Raw genomic sequence first — 17,739 nt, forward strand, 5'->3', positions numbered from 1 at the left:
GAACGAACGGTGACTTATATGGCTTCCAGCTTCGCGTACCCGAGCATCAGCCACTTGCTGCCTTCGGCGAAGTTCACCTGCACCCGTGCCTGGGCGCCGGCGCCTTCGAAGTTGAGAATCACACCATCGCCGAAGATCGAGTGACGGACGGCCTGGCCAAGGCTCAGGCCGGTTTCCGGAATCTCGCTGCCGCTGAACAGGTTGCTGCCGCCCATCGACTGGTTGCCGCCGAACGGTCGGCTGACGCTGTTGGACAGGCGCACTTCCTGAATCAAACCTTTCGGTACTTCCCGTACAAAACGCGACACCTTGTTGTAGGTTTCGCTGCCGTACAGGCGTCGGGTTTCAGCATAGGTCATCACCAGATTCTGCATCGCCCGGGTAATGCCGACATAGGCCAGACGCCGCTCTTCCTCAAGGCGTCCCGGCTCTTCCAGGCTCATCTTGTGCGGGAACAGGCCTTCTTCCATGCCCACCAGGAACACGTAAGGGAATTCCAGACCCTTGGCGCTGTGCAGGGTCATCAACTGAATGCTGTCTTCGTGCTCGTCGGCCTGAGTGTCGCCGGCCTCCAGCGAAGCGTGACCGAGGAACGCCGCCAGTGGCGTCAGCTCTTCGTCTTCTTCGGTGTTCTCGAAGTTGCGCGCGGCGCTGACCAGTTCCTCAAGGTTTTCCACCCGGGCCTGGCCTTTCTCGCCTTTTTCCGCTTCGTGGTAGGCGATCAGTCCCGATTGCTCGATGACGGTCTGGGTCATCAGGTGCAACGGCATCTCGGCGCACTTGGCGGCGAGGTTTTCGATCAGTTCGATAAACGCGCCCAGCGCACCGGCGGCGCGACCGGTCAGGCCCTTGTTGGCCACCAGCTGGCGCATGGCTTCCCACATCGACACATCGCTGTGGCGCGCATGGTCGCGGATCGCTTCGACGGTTTTCTCGCCGATGCCGCGAGCCGGGACGTTGATGACCCGTTCCAGCGCCGCATCGTTGCCACGACCTTCCAGCAAGCGCAGGTAAGCCATGGCGTTCTTGATTTCCGCCCGCTCGAAGAAGCGCTGGCCGCCATAGATGCGGTACGGAATGCGTTCGCGCAGCAAGGCTTCTTCCAGAACGCGCGATTGGGCGTTGGAGCGGTAGAGAATCGCGATATCGCTGCGAGCCAGGCCGGTTTTCAGCGCGCTTTCGATGGTTTCGACAACGTAGCGTGCTTCATCGTGTTCGTTGAACGCGGCGTAAAGGTTGATCGCTTCGCCATCGCCGCCGTCGGTCCACAGCTCTTTGCCCAGACGCCCGGTGTTGTTGGCGATCAGGGCGTTGGCGGCCTTGAGGATGCCGGCCGTGGAGCGGTAGTTCTGCTCCAGACGGATGGTCACCGAGTCCGGGAAGTCGGAAGAGTACTGGTGGATGTTCTCGATTTTCGCGCCGCGCCAGCCGTAGATCGACTGGTCGTCGTCACCGACCACCATCAGGCTGTCGCCGCCCTTGCCCAGCAGACGCAACCAGGCGTACTGCACGGCGTTGGTGTCCTGGAATTCGTCCACCAGAATGTGTCGGAAACGCTTCTGGTAGTGCGCCAGCAGGCCCGGGTGGTCGCGCCACAGGTCGAGGGCGCGCAGCAGCAGTTCGGAGAAATCGATGACGCCGGCACGCTGGCAAGCCGCCTCGTACGCTTCATAAATGCCGCGCATGGTGGCCAGGAACAGATCGCCGCTGGCCTGAATGTGTTGCGGACGCAGACCTTCGTCTTTCTGCCCGTTGATGAACCACTGGGCCTGACGGGCCGGCCAGCGTTGCTCGTCCAGCCCCAGCTCGCGGATCACCCGCTTGACCAGTCGTTGCTGGTCGTCGCTGTCGAGAATCTGGAAAGTCTGGCTCAGCCCGGCTTCCTGCCAGTGCGCCCGCAACAGGCGGTGCGCCAGGCCGTGGAAGGTGCCGACCCACATGCCGGCCGGGTTGATGCCCAGCAATTGCTCGATGCGGTGACGCATCTCGGCAGCGGCTTTATTGGTGAAGGTCACCGACAGAATCGAGTGGGGCGAGGCGTTCTCGACCTGGATCAACCAGGCGATACGGTGCACCAGCACTCGGGTTTTGCCGGAGCCGGCACCGGCCAGGACCAATTGACGACCAACGGGAGCCGCTACGGCCTGGCGTTGGGCATCGTTGAGGGAGTTCAGCAGAAGGGAGAGATCATCGCGCATCGGGGCATTCTAGGGTGCGCCGCAGGCCCGGGCAAACCGAGCTTTGCATTAGCCGATGAAAGTGCCGCCCGTGACGACCGGTCGGTCACCGGCTACAGGCGTTGGCCCGCCTGGCGTCGGGGCTTTGGAGGGTGACGAGCGGTGGAAAAGTTTCGGTGAAATTATGATCTGGAGCAGTTTGGCAAGTGGTTCGGCTTGTGTATGCTCCGTCCACGTTTCCGGGCGCATGCTCACACTTATAAGAACAAGAACGTTGCCTATGACCCTCAGCTTCGACCTGTCGGGCCCCTCCGTGGAGCCTCGGGTGATCCGCAAGCATTACGCCACCCAGATGGCGGTCGAGCGCACGCGCCTTCTTTATCAGGGTTCGCTGTTGCCCACCCTGTTCATGTTGATCAATGGTCTGGTCTGCGCCGGTCTGCTCTGGAGCCCGCAGCGTTACTTCGTGGTCAGCGTCTGGCTGGTGTGGCTGCTGTCGCTGGTGGCGTTGCGAGTAATTCAGGTCGCCGCGTTCGATTCGGCGATTCCCGATCGCCAGGCCCAGCCGATCTGGGGCCGGATGTTCCTGCTCGGCTCGACCATGACCGGCCTGACCCTGGCCGGCGCCGGCATCGCTCTGGTCCCCGCCGACAATTTCATGCAGCAGGCCTGGGTGTTCGGCCTGATCGGCGCCGCGACCCTGTCGGCCAGCGTGGCCTACGCCGTGAGTATTCCGGCCTTCCTTTCCTTTACCTTGCCGTGCCTGCTGCCGGCCATCGGCTACCTGTTCTGGGGCGGTGACGAACTGGCGCGCGGCTGGGGCTGGCTCGGGCTGATCCTGCTCGGCTCGCTGAGCGTGGTGGCGTGGCAGGTCAATCGGCTGATCGATCGTGGTTTGCTGCGGCGCTTTCAGAACCAGCACCTGATTGAACACCTGCAACAAGCGCAAACCCGCAGCGAACAGCTCAATCAGGAGCTGGCGAAGGAAATCGAGCACCGGCGCTGCGCCGAGGGCAAGCTGCGTGAAGCACAGGTCGAGCTGGAAGACCGGGTCGCCCAGCGCAGCCGGGAACTGGACGTCGCCAACCAGGCCCTGAGCAAGAGCGAGGCGCGCCTGGCCCTGGCGTTGAAAGCCAGTGAGCTGGGGCTGTGGGACTGGAATCTGCAGACTGACGAAGTTCACCACACGCAGATTCAGGAACTGTTCGGCCTGGACCCGGAATACGTCACCGGGCTGCTCAGGCATCTGCGGCCACGCTTGCACCCGGAAGATGTGCCGCCACTCAAACGGGCGTTGATCGAGCATCTGAAGGGGCGCACCGAGGATTATCAGATCGAGTACCGCGTGCGCCATGGCGACGGCCACTGGGTCTGGATCGAAGACCGTGGGCGAGCGGTGGAGCGCGACGAGAACGGGCGGGTCATCCGCATGGTCGGCACCCGCCGCGACATCAGTGTCAGCAAAAGCCTGGAAGCCCAGCAGCAACTGGCGGCGACGGTGTTCGAGGCTGCCAGCGAAGGCATTGTGATCCTCGACCCGAATTATTCGCTGATCGCCATCAACCAGGCCTTCAGCCGGGTTACCGGTTACGACATTGATGACATGCTCGGGCGCAACGTCGTCGAACTGCCGTGCAGCCGCGATGCCCGCCGGCACTACGTCGCGATCCGCCACGCGCTGGAGCAACACGGCAGCTGGCAGGGCGAACTGGTGGAAACCCGCAAGAACGGCGAGCTGTATCCGCAATGGCTGCAATTGAATGCCGTACGCGACAGTCGGGGAAATGTGAGCCATATCGTCGGCTTCTTCGCCGATCTGTCGGCGCGCCGTGAATCCGAAGAGCGCATGCGCTACCTGACCCACTACGACGAGCTCACTGGCCTGGCCAACCGCTCGCTGTTCCGCGAACGCCTGCACGAAGCCCATCAGCGCGTGCGCCAGGGCGGGCGCCGGAGTCTGGCGCTGCTGCATATCAATCTGGATCGCTTCAAGCTGCTCAATGACAGCCTCGGCCACGAGATCGCCGACCAGTTGCTGCAAAAAATGTCCCGTCGTCTGGTCAACGCCTTGCCGGAGGCCGACACCATCGCCCGGCTGTCCGGCGACGAGTTCGCGGTGCTGTTTGACGCCTATGGCAACCTGTCGAGCCTGGCGCGGGTCGCTACGCGACTGTCGACCAAGCTGCGACTGCCGTTGACCGTGGAAGGACATGAACTGGTGGTCAGCGCCTCGATGGGCATCAGCATGCTGCCGGACAACGCCCGGGAGATTTCTGCGCTGGTCAGCCAGTCGAACATGGCCATGCAACATGCCAAGCACCTGGGCGGCAACAACTTCCAGTTCTACACCGACAGTCTGCAGGCCAGCACGCTGGAGCGGCTGCAACTGGAAAACCAGCTGCGCAAAGCCATCGAGGAAAAGCAGCTCAACGTCTTCTATCAACCGAAACTGTGCCTGGCGACCGGTCGTCTCAACGCGGCGGAAGCGCTGGTACGCTGGGATCACCCGACCATGGGCCGCGTACCGCCGGGGGATTTCATCGGTCTGGCGGAGGAGACGGGGCTGATCGGGCCGATCGGCGAATTCGTCCTGCGCCAGGCCTGCTGGCAGGCGTGCGAATGGCAGCGTCAGGGGCTGGCGCCAATCCGGGTTTCGGTGAACCTGTCAGTGCATCAATTGCGCCAGGGCAAACTGGTCAGTCTGGTGCGTCAGGTGCTGGAGGAAACCGGCCTGGCACCGCACTACCTCGAACTGGAACTGACCGAAAGCCAGCTGCTCGACAGCGTCGAACACATCATCGCCACGTTCCAGCAGTTGCGGGATCTGGGGGTGAAACTGGCGATCGACGATTTCGGCACTGGCTATTCATCGCTGAGCTATCTGAAGCGGATTCCGGTGGACTACGTGAAGATCGATCAGGCCTTTATTCGCGGGTTGGGCGAGGGCAGCGAAGACGCGGCGATTACCCGGGCGATCATTGCGATGGCTCACGGGCTGTCACTGAAAGTTGTCGCAGAAGGTGTCGAGCGATCCGAGCAACTGGCGTTTCTGAAAGCTGAAGGTTGCGATGAAGTGCAGGGCTATCTGATCAGTCGTCCGGTGGAGGCGGTCGGCCTTGCCGCGCTGCTGCGTGAACAGGAAAAACCGCTGTAAAGGGCTACATGCAGCGCATGTCGCCTGATCCGGGGGGATCGAGTTACGCATTGAGCAGGCAAAAAGCCGATTCATGTAGTATAACTACAAGCTTGCTACATCCCCGGCATCTGGCCAAAGCACATCTTTCCATAACAAGAGTCCAGCCCCTTGAATCTGCTGCAACACATCGCCCAGTCACGTCACCTGTTACGCAAGTCGGAGCTCAAGGTCGCCGACCACGTGCTGCTTGACCCTGCGGCAGTGATGCACAGTTCCATGGCCGACCTGGCTCACAGCGTCGGCATCAGCGAGCCGACCATCGTGCGCTTCTGCCGGGCCATCGGTTGTTCCGGTTTCCAGGATCTGAAGCTCAAGCTTGCGCAAAGCCTCGCGGCCGGCGCCAGCTTCGGACAGTTCGCGATCCATGAAGACGACTCCGTCGCCGACTACAGCCTGAAGATTTTCGACACTACGTTGCACACGCTGATGGAGGTTCGCGAAAAGCTCGATCCTCTGGAGCTGCAACGGGCGGTGACGCTGATGTCCCAGGCCCAGCGTGTCGAGTTCTACGGTTTTGGTGCGTCGGGCGCGGTGGCGGCGGATGCGCAGCACAAGTTCTTTCGTCTGCTGCTGACGGCGGCGGCGTATTCCGACCCGCACATGCAGGCGATGTCGGCGGTGACGCTGAAGCCCACCGACGTGGCGATCTGCATTTCCCAGTCCGGCCGCTCCAAAGACCTGCTGATCACCGCCAACCTCGTTCGCGAGAGTGGTGCGTCGCTCATTACCTTGTGCCCGAGCCAGACACCGCTGGCTGAGCTGTCGACCGTCAACCTGGCGATCGACGTTCACGAAGACACCGAAATCTATACACCGCTAACCTCGCGTATCGCCCACCTGGTGGTGATCGACGTACTGGCGATGGGCGTGGCCATGGCGCGCGGGCCGAGCCTGGTCAACCACCTCAAGAGCGTCAAGCGCAGCCTGCGCAGCTTGCGGCTGTCGCCAAAGTCGGTGAAAGCGCTGGATGACTGATTGTCGTCGGGTGACGGCAATCTTCATCTGCCTGTAACCCTGACGAAGCCAAACCGTCATCCCCCGGGCCTATCGTGAAACTCCCGTAATCGCCTTGGGAGACTCGAAATGGCTCAGCCTTACGAAGAACGCAACAGCGCCGCGAAAACCCGTCGTCAGCAGGAAGACCAGCGCCGCATGGAGTTTCGCCGCGCTATCGAAGATCGCTTCGAACTCCGCCAGCTTCAGGCCGAAATCGGCGATTTTCCCGAGGACATCAATCACTGGCAGGCAGCGCCGGCAGCTTCCCGTCGAAGCGCTCAACCAGCGCGCTGATCTGCACCCGTTCGCTGCGGATAAACGCCAGGAAGGCGTGGGCCACCGGTGACAGCCGCTTGGCTTTAGCTTGCACCAGGCACCAGCTGCGAAACAGCGGCAACTCTTCGACCGGCAGCTCCACCAGGCCGCCGGTCGCCAGCTCCAGGTTCAGGGCGTGGCGCGTCAACAGCGCCAGGCCCAGACCCGCCACCACGCATTCACGCTGGGCCTCGGCCGACGACACTTCCTGGGTCTGGGTGAAGTGCACGCGCTTCTCCTTGAAATACTCTTCGCAGGCCAGTCGTGTACCCGAACCGGGTTCGCGGATCAGCAGGGTGTACGGTTCAAGATCCTGCAAGCGCAGCGGGCCCATGTGTGCCAGCGGATGATCCGGACGTGCCACGGCGACGATAGGGTTGTTCAGAAACGGCAGGAACTCCAGGCCCATGTCCTGCGGCACCATCGACATGATCACCAGATCGTCGCGGTTGTCGGAGAGGCGGCGAATCACCTGGCCACGGTTGACCACCGTCAGTTGCAGGTTCACTTCCGGGTGCTGGCGCTTGAACGCTGCGAACAGGTGCGGCACGAAGTATTTGGCGCTGGATTCCACCGCCAGCTTCAACTGGCCCTGCAGCGAGCCCTGCATGTCCGACAGCTGCATGTCGAGGTTTTCCAGCCGGCCAAAAATGTCCCGGCTGGCGCGCTGAAGTGCTTCCGCCGCTTCGGTCATGTAGAGTTTTTTGCCCACGTAATCGAATAATGGCTGCCCGATCAGCTCTTCGAGCTGACGAATCTGTAGGCTGACGGCCGGTTGTGTGAGCGACATTTCCTCGGCGGCGCGGCTGTAGGAGCGTAAATCACACACTTCGTTGAAGATCTGCAATTGACGTAATGTCATACGCATCAAGGACTTACGCATTTTCTACCGACTCTGGCCGCGGACTGATGCGCTGACTATAAGTCTTTACTTATGCCTGACCCAATTTTTATTCATTTTTGTTAATCCCTTGTCAGCGCTAGTGTGGAGCCGAGACCAGATTGAAACATTTGGTCACGTGCCGACCTGGGTCTAGCAGGTCGTGGTGCCACCGGCTCAAGGGAACCTCCAAGTGATAACAAAGATCCTGATCGCCAACCGTGGTGAGATTGCCGTACGAATCGTGCGTGCCTGCGCCGAGATGGGCATCCGCTCGGTCGCGATCTACTCCGACGCCGACCGGCATGCCTTGCATGTGAAGCGTGCGGACGAGGCCCACAGCATTGGTGCCGAGCCGCTGGCCGGTTACCTGAACCCGCGCAAGCTGGTGAACCTGGCCGTGGAAACCGGCTGCGATGCACTGCACCCCGGCTACGGTTTCCTCTCGGAAAACGCCGAGCTGGCAGACATCTGCGCCGAACGCGGTATCAAATTCATTGGCCCGTCGGCGGAAGTCATCCGCCGCATGGGCGACAAGACCGAAGCGCGCCGCAGCATGATCAAGGCCGGTGTGCCGGTCACGCCGGGCACCGAAGGCAACGTCTCGGGCATCGAGGAAGCATTGAGCGAGGGCGACCGCATCGGTTACCCGGTGATGCTCAAGGCCACTTCCGGTGGCGGCGGTCGCGGTATCCGTCGCTGCAACAGCCGCGAAGAACTCGAACAGAACTTCCCTCGAGTGATTTCCGAAGCCACCAAGGCCTTCGGTTCGGCGGAAGTGTTCCTGGAAAAATGTATCGTCAATCCGAAACACATCGAAGCGCAGATCCTCGGCGACAGCTTCGGCAACGTCGTGCATCTGTTCGAACGTGACTGCTCGATCCAGCGTCGCAACCAGAAGCTGATCGAAATCGCCCCGAGCCCGCAACTGACCCCGGAACAGCGCGCCTACATCGGCGACCTGTCGGTGCGTGCGGCCAAGGCCGTGGGCTACGAGAACGCCGGCACCGTGGAGTTCCTGCTCGCCGAGGGCGAGGTGTACTTCATGGAGATGAACACCCGGGTGCAGGTGGAACACACCATCACCGAAGAAATCACCGGGATCGACATCGTCCGCGAACAGATTCGCATCGCCTCCGGCCTGCCGCTGTCGGTGAAACAGGAAGACATTCAGCATCGCGGTTTTGCCCTGCAATTCCGGATCAACGCCGAAGACCCGAAAAACAACTTCCTGCCGAGCTTCGGCAAGATCACGCGCTACTACGCCCCCGGCGGCCCTGGCGTGCGCACCGACACGGCGATCTACACCGGCTACACCATTCCGCCGTTCTATGACTCGATGTGCCTGAAACTGGTGGTCTGGGCGCTGACCTGGGAAGAGGCGATGGACCGTGGTCTGCGCGCCCTCGACGACATGCGTCTGCAAGGCGTGAAGACCACCGCCGCGTATTACCAGGAAATCCTGCGCAACCCGGAATTCCGTAGCGGCCAGTTCAATACCAGCTTCGTTGAAAGCCACCCTGAACTGACCAACTACTCGATCAAGCGCAAACCCGAAGAGCTGGCCCTGGCCATCGCCGCCGCCATCGCCGCCCACGCAGGCCTGTGAGGAATAGAACAATGACTAAAAAGATTTTCGTAACCGACACCATCCTGCGCGACGCTCACCAATCGCTGCTTGCCACCCGCATGCGCACCGAAGACATGCTGCCGATCTGCGACAAGCTCGACAAAGTCGGCTACTGGTCGCTGGAATGCTGGGGCGGCGCGACCTTCGACGCCTGCGTGCGTTTCCTGAAGGAAGACCCATGGGAGCGTCTGCGCCAACTGCGCGCCGCGCTGCCCAACACCCGTCTGCAGATGCTCCTGCGCGGCCAGAATCTGTTGGGCTATCGCCATTACAGCGATGACGTGGTCAAAGCGTTCGTCGCCAAGGCCGCGGTCAACGGCATCGACGTGTTCCGCATCTTCGACGCGATGAACGACGTGCGTAACCTGCGCGTGGCGATCGAAGCGGTGAAGGCTGCCGGCAAGCACGCCCAGGGCACCATCGCCTACACCACCAGCCCGGTGCACACCATCGACGCGTTCGTCGCTCAGGCCAAGCAAATGGAAGCCATGGGTTGCGACTCGGTGGCGATCAAGGACATGGCCGGCCTGCTGACCCCGTACGCGACCGGTGAGCTGGTGCGTGCACTGAAAGCCGAGCAGTCGCTGCCAGTGTTCATCCACTCCCACGACACCGCCGGCCTGGCAACCATGTGCCAGCTCAAGGCCATTGAAAACGGTGCCGACCACATCGACACCGCGATCTCCAGCTTCGCTTCGGGCACCAGTCACCCTGGCACCGAATCCATGGTCGCTGCGCTCAAGGGCACCGAGTTCGATACCGGTCTGAACCTGGAGCTGCTGCAGGAAATCGGCCTGTACTTCTACGCCGTGCGCAAGAAGTACCACCAGTTCGAAAGCGAATTCACCGCCGTCGACACCCGTGTTCAAGTCAACCAGGTGCCGGGCGGAATGATTTCCAACCTGGCCAACCAGTTGAAAGAGCAGGGCGCTCTCAACCGCATGGGCGAAGTGCTGGCGGAGATCCCGCGCGTACGTGAAGACCTCGGCTTCCCGCCGCTGGTGACCCCGACTTCGCAGATCGTCGGCACCCAGGCGTTCTTCAACGTGCTGGCCGGCGAGCGTTACAAAACCATCACCAACGAGGTGAAGCTCTACCTGCAAGGCGGCTACGGCAAGGCGCCGGGCACCGTGAACGAGAAGCTGCGTCGTCAGGCCATCGGCAGTGAAGAGGTGATCGACGTACGTCCGGCCGATCTGCTCAAGCCGGAAATGACCAAACTGCGTGCCGATATCGGCGCACTGGCCAAGTCCGAAGAAGACGTGCTGACCTTCGCCATGTTCCCGGACATCGGTCGCAAGTTCCTCGAAGAGCGTGCCGCCGGCACCCTCACCCCGGAAGTGCTGCTGCCGATCCCGGAAGCGGGCAAGGTGGCTTCGGCCGGTGGCGAAGGCGTACCGACCGAGTTCGTCATCGACGTCCACGGCGAAACCTACCGTGTGGACATCACCGGTGTCGGCGTGAAGGCCGAAGGCAAGCGTCACTTCTACCTGTCCATCGACGGCATGCCGGAAGAAGTGGTGTTCGAACCGCTCAACGAATTCGTCGGCGGCGGCAGCAGCAAGCGTAAGCAAGCCTCTGCACCGGGTCACGTCAGCACCACCATGCCGGGCAACATCGTCGATGTGCTGGTCAAGGAAGGCGACACCGTCAAGGCCGGCCAGGCCGTGCTGATCACCGAAGCGATGAAGATGGAGACCGAAGTCCAGGCGGCGATTGCCGGCAAGGTCACCGCCATCCACGTTGCCAAGGGCGACCGGGTGAACCCGGGCGAAATCCTGATCGAGATCGAAGGTTGAGATAACGGCCTCGATACAACGCTTTAAACCTCGGGGGAGCATGTGCTCCCCTTTTTTTTGCTCTCAAAGTGCTGCCGCAACTTGCGGCAGCAGCCCGTTCGGACTCAGAACGCCATTCGCCACTGCCCCGATACGCCGTGGTTTCGGCTGTCGGTACCGATCTCACCCGACAAGCCAACACCGAGTGTGTGATTGGCCGAGACGGCCAGATCAAGCCCGGTATCCAGCGTCAGGCTGTTGCGATCCAGCTCTGCGCCGTAAACGGTGTAGTCATGGCCGCCGGTGACCAGACGTTGCCGGGTGCTGGTGTAGGTCTCGCCATAAACGTGTTTCCACCCCGCGCTGAGTCGTGGCGTGAGGCGCATGCCGTTATCCAGCGTGCTGACTTTCGCCATGCGCAGGCCGACGGTGGTGTTGAAGTTGCCTTGGGATTGAGCGTGAACCTTGAGCGCCGCCGCTCCGCCTTTTTCGGTGTAGCCGTCGCGCTGGTAGCGTTGGTAACCGAGGCTGGCAAATGGCTCGATGCTGACGTTGGCCCGACCCAGGTTGTATCCCGACTCGATGAACGCTTGCTGGGTAGTGGCCTGGTAGTTGCCTTTCAGTCGGTCATGGAAGCGGCCGAACGCGACTTCGCGGCGGGTACTGCCTTCATGGTTGCTCCAGGCTGCGCCGAACCGAAGTGATAACGGGCCGGTCTGGCGCAAGGCGTAGGCGCCGAGGTGCCAACTGTCGAGGTCGCCGTCCAGTTCCTTGCTGTCCATGCGCGTGTCGGAGGTGCCGCCCATCAAGCCCAGTCGCCATTCTTCGTCGAGGCGCCAGTCCGCACCGAGCAGCAACCCTTTGGTGGAATGCTGCATGGGCTCTACATCGCGATCCAGTTTCCCGCTATGGCCGAGGGCCTGCAGCCAGACCCTGCCGCTCTCGGCGTTTCCGGCTGCGTGGCGGGGTGCGTTTGGTTGATTGTCATGCAGGTTATCGAGCTGGTGCATGGCCGACAGCAGGCTGGCGCTGACTGGTGTGACGCTGCTCAGGGTGGCCTTGGCGAGGTTGGCGTTGCTGCCGCCGGCCAGTTGATCGAGGGCGAGGGCAGCCGTGGTTTCGTCGGCAGCGAGCAGGGCCGCAACGGCTGCGTTGCCCGGTGGTGAAGGGGTGTCCGTTGGCGGCTGGTCAACCACTTGGGTTTGTTGTGCTGCGGGCGTTTCGGCCAGAACCGGTTCCGGTAAGGGCACTGGCTTTTCCAGGCTTTCTTCGAGCGCGCTGCCGCTTTGCGTCGTGGCGACTTTCTCGCCGGGAATGTCATCGGGTGCAGGAAGGGGTGAAGCTGGAATCTCAGTGCTGACCGGAAATGTTTCTGGCGTCGGAGCGATACTTTCTGCAAGCAGTGGCTCTGGAGCGAGGCTGGGCGGAGCAGGTGTTTCTTTCTTCTTGCGCGCAGGCTTGGGTTTCACTTCGTTCACGACGGGCGCGTCGGGCTCCGACTGCTCCGCCAGCGAAAACTCTACGCAACCGACTGCCAGCGCAACCGCGAGGACAAGATGTTGGAGCTTGTATTTGCATTGAATGGGCATTCAGTTCGTCTCATGTGAAAAGAGAACAAACTGTAAAAGTCGATGCCGGTCCACCGATGCCGGGCAATTCCGAACCGTGTGCAGGCGATGACGTCTGCTTTTGTAGCCCGGGCGCTGGCAGGTAATGAACCCGCCATGATTACCCGATCGACCAGACGCCTTTACCTACAACTCCCGCTGAAATCCGGATTGGCGAAATTTCAAAAACTCATCTGCCACTGCCCGATCAATCCGTGATTACGGCTGTTACTGCCAATCTCGCCGCTGTATCCCAGCCCCAACGTATGCCGCGCGGAAATGCCCAGATCCAGCCCCGCTTCCAGCACCAGGCTGTCTCGATCCAGCGAGCTGCCATCGACGCTGAACGCCGTGCCGCCGACCACAAATGCCTGACGGGTCGAGCTGCTGACATCGCCATAGGTGTGCTTCCAGCCGGCGGCCATGCGCGGGGTCAGGCTCATGCCATTGTCCAGCGAGCTGAGGTGCGCCAGGCGCAGGCCGAAGGTGCTGCTGAAGTTGTCCTGAGTCTGGCTGTCGACCTGCAACGCCGCCGCGCCGCCCTTTTCCTGATAGCGGTCGCGGTGATAGCGCTGGTAGCCGAGGCTGGCGAACGGTTCGGCGCTCAGCCGGCCAGTGCCCATGGCGTAGCCGAGTTCGGCGAAGGCTTGCTGGCTGTCGGCGTCGTAATCGCCCTTGGGACGATCGCTGAAACCATTGAACGCGATGGTGCGCTTGCTTTCGCCCTGATGGCCGCTGTACGCCGCGCCCAGGCGCAGGGCCAGCGGGCCGTTTTGATGCAGCGCATAAACGCCGGCATGCCAGCTCTCGACATTGCCGTCGACGCCGGTGGCGTCCAGGTCGGTCTTCGAATAGCCGCCGAGCACGCCCAGACGCCACTGCGGATTGAGTGCCCAGTCGGCACCGAGCACGCTGCCCTTGGTGCGTTGTTCCAGACCGCTGCTGCCGTGTTCGCCATCCAGTTTGCCGTAGCCGCCGATGGCCTGCAGCCAGAGCCGGCCCCGGGCGTTCGGATCATTCAGGTTTCGCGCTTCGGACGGTACGCCGTTGGCGGCGAGGATCGGTGTCTCACGCTGATCGAGGCCGACCCTCAAGCCTGGACTGCCACCCATTTGCTGCATCGCCGAGAGCATGCTGCTGCCGACCTGGCTGCTGGCGCCGAGGGTGGCGCTGGTCAGGTTGGCATTGCTGGCGCCGGCCAGTTGCTCGATGGCTGCACCGGCACTGCTTTGAGTGGTGTTGAGCAAGGCGTTGTACAGCGCATTGTTCTTGCCGATCGAGGCCAGGCTGTTGGCGGCGCTGCTGCCGTTGCCGGTGGCGGCGAATTCATTGAACGCCACGTCATTGCGGGTGTAGGTCAGATCGACCTGAGTCGGTGTGTAAGCGAGGGTCGGCGTGAGGAACGCGTAGTCACTGGTCACCGCGCCGAACGTGCCGTTGACCCGCGCAGCCTGCAGCACAGTGTAATGGCTCTGCCACGGATAAGTGCCGCTGCCGGGATTGACCGCCAGCGTTGCGCCGTTGAGGTTGGCCGTGCCGCCGATCTGGACCGGCGCGCTGCTGCCATCGGCGTTGACGCCATAGGCGAGGGTGGATGCGCTGCCCATGTTCAAGTCGTGCACGATGGTTGCGGTGCCGAGGCGGGTGTCGGTGCGCAACGTGCCATTGACGTTGAGGTTGCCCACCGAGCCACCGCCGGCATACACACCGCCGGCGTCCACGGTCAGGTTGCCGGCGATACCGCCCTGGTTAATCAGGGTCGCACCATTGCGCACGGCACCGCCGTCGCTGAAGTCGCCGCTGCCGGTCAGTGTCCAGGCGCCTTGCTTGACCTCCAGCCATTCAAAGTTGCGGCTGGCACCGAAGCTGCCGCCCGCCGCATCGTCCATCACTACGCGGTCATAACCGCTGCCGCCATCGACCACGCCGACAAAGCGGCTGCCGTTGCGCAGTGTCAGGCTGTCATTGCCGCCACCCAGGTCCAGCGCCAGGCCGTTGCTGCCGCTGATGGTGCCGCCGTTGATCACGTTGTCGGCGAACTCACCGACGAATTTCACGCCGAAACCGTCGAGACCCTGGATGGTGCCGAAGTTCTCCAGCGTGGTGGCCGCCAGCCCCGAACCGCCGCTGCCGTCGTCCACCAGAATGGCGCTGTTGGCACCGCTGATCAGGGCGTCTTTGGCGTTGAGGATGTAGCCGCCGCCCAGCGCAATGCCTTCGCTGCCATTGGCGAAACCACCCTTGTCCACACCACCGGCGCCGACGCCCTGAATGGTGCCGTAGTTTTCGATGTGGGCGATCTTGTCGATGTCCACACCGTCGCCGTCGCCGTTGGGTTGCAACCCGGAATAGGCGCCAGTGATGATGCCGTGGTTGATCACCGTGCCGTCGCCATCGGAACCGAAACCGGAGCCGTTGCGCCCGGTGATCTGCCCGTAGTTGACCAGCGTCGCCCCCAGGTCGGTGGTGATGCCATGACGACCACCGGAAATCACGCCGTAGTTGGTCACGCTGACACCCGTCGCGGTGTCGATATCGATGCCGTCGAACTTCTGATCGGCGTTGTGCGAGTCGCCAGTGGAGATCTCGCCGTAGTTGCTGATGGTCGCGTTGGCGCCGGTTTTCATGCCGTCGCTGGCATCGCCACGAATCAGCCCGCCCGCGCGGTTGATAATCGTAGTTTTGGCCCCGTTGCTGCGCAACGCATCCAGATCCAGGCCTTGGCCGGTGGTCGAGCGAATGGTGCCGCTGTTGTCGATCAGCAGGCTGCCGCTGACGAAGTTGCTGTCGATGCGAATCGCATCGTTGGAGCCGAGAATCTGCCCGCCGCTGCGGTTATAGATGGCGTAGTTGCGTGCCTGGGTCAGGTCGCCGCTGCTGTCGATGGCCCGGCCGCCCGTGGAGATGATCTTCCCCGAATTGTCGATGATCACGCCTGCACCGCTTGTGCCGTCCTTGAGGCTCACAGCCTTGCCGCTGTTGGTGATGCTGCCCGGCGCCGAAATCGTCAGCGTGTCGTTACCGCCCAATGTCTGCGACGCGGTGGTGGCGGTGTCGATCTGCACGGTCTTGCCGTGGGCGGCACTGGTGGCGATCAGCAGGGCAATGGCAAACGACAGGCGCTGGGGCGGGAAGGGCATGGAAGAACGTCCTTTTTGTTATAAGCGGGGCGTTCTGTATAGCGGAGGGTTTTTACAGAATGATGTACGGCCTATGTGCATTCTTTTGCAGTTCAGGCCTCAGATTTGGACGTTCGTCTGCAATTCATTGCAGATCTGATGGTGGTGCAGAGTCGAAATCGCAGCCTTGGACATCGCTTGAATGAGATGCCACAGGCTGCGCTCTTTTACGTTCACTGGCTCAACCGCGGCACTCAACCAACCCCTTCACCTGCCCATCCGCCGTCTGATTCTCATCGCTCAACCAGCGTTCGAACCCCGCCGCAATCGCCGGCCATTCCGAGTCCAGAATCGAGTACCACGCGGTATCGCGGTTCTGGCCTTTCACAACCATGTGCTGGCGGAACACACCTTCGAAGCTGAAGCCCAACCGCTCGGCCGCGTATTTGGAGCGGGCGTTGCCGTTGTTGCATTTCCATTCGAGGCGGCGGTAGCCGAGGGCGAAGGATTCCTTGGCCAGCAGGTAGACCGCCTCGGTGCTTTTCGGCGAGCGCTGCATCGGGGCGCCAAAGGTGACGTGGCCGATTTCGATACGGCCTTGGGCCGGGACAATCGACATCAGGCTGAGGATGCCTTGCACCTGGCCGCTGACGCGGTCGATGACGCTGAAGAAATATGGGTCGCTGTGGGCGGCGTGGTTGTTCAGCCAGTCATTGAAGGCGCTGCGCTCCGGAAACGGGCCGTAGGGCAAGTAATCCCAGAGTTTTGGATCGGCGCCGGGGCCTTGCAGGGCATTGAACAGGTCGTCGCCGTGGCGTGCCGGGTCGAGTTTTTCCAGGCGGATGAAGCGGCCTTCGATCAGGGTGGTGGAGGGCGGCGGCACGCCTTTCCAGTCGGCGAGAGAAATCGTCATGCGCGTGGCTCCTTAAATGGCTTTGCGAAACTGGATGAAACCCGGGCGCTCGGCGATGCGCTCGTAGAGCTGGATCGCGGTGGCGTTGGTTTCGTGGGTCAGCCAGTGCACCTTGCAGCAACCGTCGGCCTTGGCCGTGGCGTACACATGTTCGATCAGCAGACGACCGACGCCGGTGCCACGGGTTTGCGGCTCCACCAGCAGGTCTTGCAGGTAGCAGGAGTTTTCGATGCTCCAGTTCGAACGATGGTAGATGAAGTGCACCATGCCCACCGCTTTGCCGTCGGCCCAGGCGAGGGCGGCGTGGGTCGGTTCGTTCGGGTCGAGAAAACGCTGCCAGGTGCTTTGGCTGACGGCGTCCGGCAACTCGGTGTTGTAGAAGCGCAGGTAGGCCTGCCACAGCGGCAGCCACGCCGCGTGATCGGCGGCGCTGACCGGACGGATGTCGATCTGACTCATGGTGATTTCCTTAACGCATCAAGTGAGCGAGGGTTTGATCGTTGATGTCGGGGCTGGCGGCCAGGCCTTCGCGCACGCCGGCGATATCTTCGGCGCTACGGTTCTGGCTGAGCTTGCGCTTGCCTTCGAGCCGGTCGATCGGAATGGCGAACCCGACGATGGCCTTGAGCATGCCGTCGATGTAATCGGCCGGGGCATCGTCGACCGACCAGGGCTGGGCGCGGCCCGCCTCATGGCGATTGGTGAGGGTGCTGACGATGTCCAGCAGGCGACCACCATCGCTGAAGGTTTCTGCATGACCGTAGGCGTGTACGGCAACGTAGTTCCAGGTCGGCACGACTTTGCCGTGTTCGGCTTTGCTCGGGTAAAAGCCCGGGCTGACGTAGGCATCGGCACCGGGGAAAATCACCATCGCTTCGGCGCCGTCACGCAGGTCTTTCCACTGCGGATTGGCCTTGGCCAGATGCCCGTACAGCGTGCCGTTCGGACCTTGTTCGCGATGCAGCAACACCGGCACATGACTGGCCTGCAAGCCTTGTTCGCCATGGGTGACCAATATGGCGAGGCGGGTGGCGAGGATCAGTTCGTGCAGTTGGGGCAAGTCGTCGATGGCGAAAGCGCGGGGCGTGTACATGGAGAAAATTTCCTTGGCGAATGCCTGCATCGTAG

Annotated in this window: 12 protein-coding genes; 5 read left to right on the forward strand and 7 right to left on the reverse strand. The window is 62.1% G+C overall.

Annotated features, from left to right (window positions below; genetic code table 11):
- Positions 1 to 14: 14 nt before the first annotated feature.
- Entirely contained in the window at positions 15 to 2,198 is a 2,184-nt protein-coding gene (gene uvrD / locus AC1Q9F_RS15795; protein ID WP_007954248.1) for a DNA helicase II, read from the reverse strand.
- A 259-nt stretch (positions 2,199 to 2,457) separates the two neighbouring features.
- Here uvrD and AC1Q9F_RS15800 point away from each other — a divergent pair, with 259 nt between their 5' ends.
- From AC1Q9F_RS15800 to AC1Q9F_RS15810, 3 genes are all read left to right on the forward strand, one after another.
- The gene (locus AC1Q9F_RS15800) at positions 2,458 to 5,331 is read left to right on the forward strand and encodes a putative bifunctional diguanylate cyclase/phosphodiesterase (RefSeq protein WP_492620267.1); all 2,874 of its coding nucleotides are present in this window, start codon (positions 2,458 to 2,460) and stop codon (positions 5,329 to 5,331) included.
- A gap of 150 nt (positions 5,332 to 5,481) precedes the next feature.
- Entirely contained in the window at positions 5,482 to 6,348 is an 867-nt protein-coding gene (gene hexR, locus AC1Q9F_RS15805) for a transcriptional regulator HexR (RefSeq protein ID WP_007954250.1), read from the forward strand.
- 108 nt (positions 6,349 to 6,456) lie between these two features.
- Entirely contained in the window at positions 6,457 to 6,663 is a 207-nt protein-coding gene (locus tag AC1Q9F_RS15810) for a PA3496 family putative envelope integrity protein (protein ID WP_007954251.1), read from the forward strand.
- Here the strand turns inward: AC1Q9F_RS15810 and AC1Q9F_RS15815 are convergent.
- Entirely contained in the window at positions 6,605 to 7,567 is a 963-nt protein-coding gene (locus AC1Q9F_RS15815) for a LysR family transcriptional regulator (RefSeq protein ID WP_179693212.1), read from the reverse strand. The genes AC1Q9F_RS15810 and AC1Q9F_RS15815 overlap by 59 nt on opposite strands.
- A 190-nt stretch (positions 7,568 to 7,757) precedes the next feature.
- On the opposite strand from AC1Q9F_RS15815, the gene AC1Q9F_RS15820 reads away from it, so the two are divergent.
- Both AC1Q9F_RS15820 and oadA read left to right on the forward strand, forming a co-directional pair.
- Positions 7,758 to 9,173 (forward strand): acetyl-CoA carboxylase biotin carboxylase subunit, encoded by a 1,416-nt coding sequence (locus AC1Q9F_RS15820; RefSeq protein WP_007954255.1) that lies wholly within the window; start codon positions 7,758 to 7,760, stop codon positions 9,171 to 9,173.
- Positions 9,174 to 9,184: 11 nt separating this feature from the next.
- Positions 9,185 to 10,993: a sodium-extruding oxaloacetate decarboxylase subunit alpha gene (gene oadA / locus AC1Q9F_RS15825; RefSeq protein WP_007954260.1), complete on the forward strand. Its 1,809-nt coding sequence runs from the start codon at positions 9,185 to 9,187 to the stop codon at positions 10,991 to 10,993.
- Positions 10,994 to 11,097: 104 nt separating this feature from the next.
- Here oadA and AC1Q9F_RS15830 read toward each other — a convergent pair whose 3' ends face one another.
- From AC1Q9F_RS15830 to AC1Q9F_RS15850, 5 genes are all read right to left on the reverse strand, one after another.
- Complete coding sequence (locus tag AC1Q9F_RS15830) at positions 11,098 to 12,561, reverse strand: autotransporter outer membrane beta-barrel domain-containing protein (protein ID WP_492620266.1); 1,464 nt, start codon at positions 12,559 to 12,561, stop codon at positions 11,098 to 11,100.
- Positions 12,562 to 12,761: 200 nt separating this feature from the next.
- Positions 12,762 to 15,719 carry an autotransporter outer membrane beta-barrel domain-containing protein gene (locus tag AC1Q9F_RS15835; protein ID WP_492620265.1) on the reverse strand — a complete coding sequence of 986 codons (2,958 nt, stop codon included), beginning with the start codon at positions 15,717 to 15,719 and terminating at the stop codon, positions 12,762 to 12,764.
- Between the two features lie 220 nt (positions 15,720 to 15,939).
- Complete coding sequence (locus AC1Q9F_RS15840; protein ID WP_492620264.1) at positions 15,940 to 16,611, reverse strand: GNAT family N-acetyltransferase; 672 nt, start codon at positions 16,609 to 16,611, stop codon at positions 15,940 to 15,942.
- 12 nt (positions 16,612 to 16,623) lie between these two features.
- On the reverse strand, positions 16,624 to 17,070 hold the full coding sequence (locus tag AC1Q9F_RS15845; protein WP_011336633.1) for a GNAT family N-acetyltransferase: 447 nt from the start codon (positions 17,068 to 17,070) through the stop codon (positions 16,624 to 16,626).
- 10 nt (positions 17,071 to 17,080) lie between these two features.
- The gene (locus tag AC1Q9F_RS15850; protein ID WP_207984368.1) at positions 17,081 to 17,704 is read right to left on the reverse strand and encodes an FMN-binding negative transcriptional regulator; all 624 of its coding nucleotides are present in this window, start codon (positions 17,702 to 17,704) and stop codon (positions 17,081 to 17,083) included.
- Positions 17,705 to 17,739 lie beyond the last annotated feature (35 nt).

Source organism: Pseudomonas sp. GW823-FHT04A03, from assembly GCF_058796615.1.

Excerpts from the sequence above, each read along its gene's own strand:
- AC1Q9F_RS15840 (WP_492620264.1), bottom strand. The coding sequence starts at position 16,611 with ATGACGATTTCTCTCGCCGACTGGAAAGGCGTGCCGCCGCCCTCCACC.
- oadA (WP_007954260.1), top strand. The coding sequence starts at position 9,185 with ATGACTAAAAAGATTTTCGTAACCGACACCATCCTGCGCGACGCTCAC.
- AC1Q9F_RS15810 (WP_007954251.1), top strand. The coding sequence starts at position 6,457 with ATGGCTCAGCCTTACGAAGAACGCAACAGCGCCGCGAAAACCCGTCGT.
- AC1Q9F_RS15830 (WP_492620266.1), bottom strand. The coding sequence starts at position 12,561 with ATGCCCATTCAATGCAAATACAAGCTCCAACATCTTGTCCTCGCGGTT.
- AC1Q9F_RS15850 (WP_207984368.1), bottom strand. The coding sequence starts at position 17,704 with ATGTACACGCCCCGCGCTTTCGCCATCGACGACTTGCCCCAACTGCAC.
- AC1Q9F_RS15845 (WP_011336633.1), bottom strand. The coding sequence starts at position 17,070 with ATGAGTCAGATCGACATCCGTCCGGTCAGCGCCGCCGATCACGCGGCG.
- AC1Q9F_RS15800 (WP_492620267.1), top strand. The coding sequence starts at position 2,458 with ATGACCCTCAGCTTCGACCTGTCGGGCCCCTCCGTGGAGCCTCGGGTG.
- uvrD (WP_007954248.1), bottom strand. The coding sequence starts at position 2,198 with ATGCGCGATGATCTCTCCCTTCTGCTGAACTCCCTCAACGATGCCCAA.
- AC1Q9F_RS15835 (WP_492620265.1), bottom strand. The coding sequence starts at position 15,719 with ATGCCCTTCCCGCCCCAGCGCCTGTCGTTTGCCATTGCCCTGCTGATC.
- AC1Q9F_RS15815 (WP_179693212.1), bottom strand. The coding sequence starts at position 7,567 with ATGCGTAAGTCCTTGATGCGTATGACATTACGTCAATTGCAGATCTTC.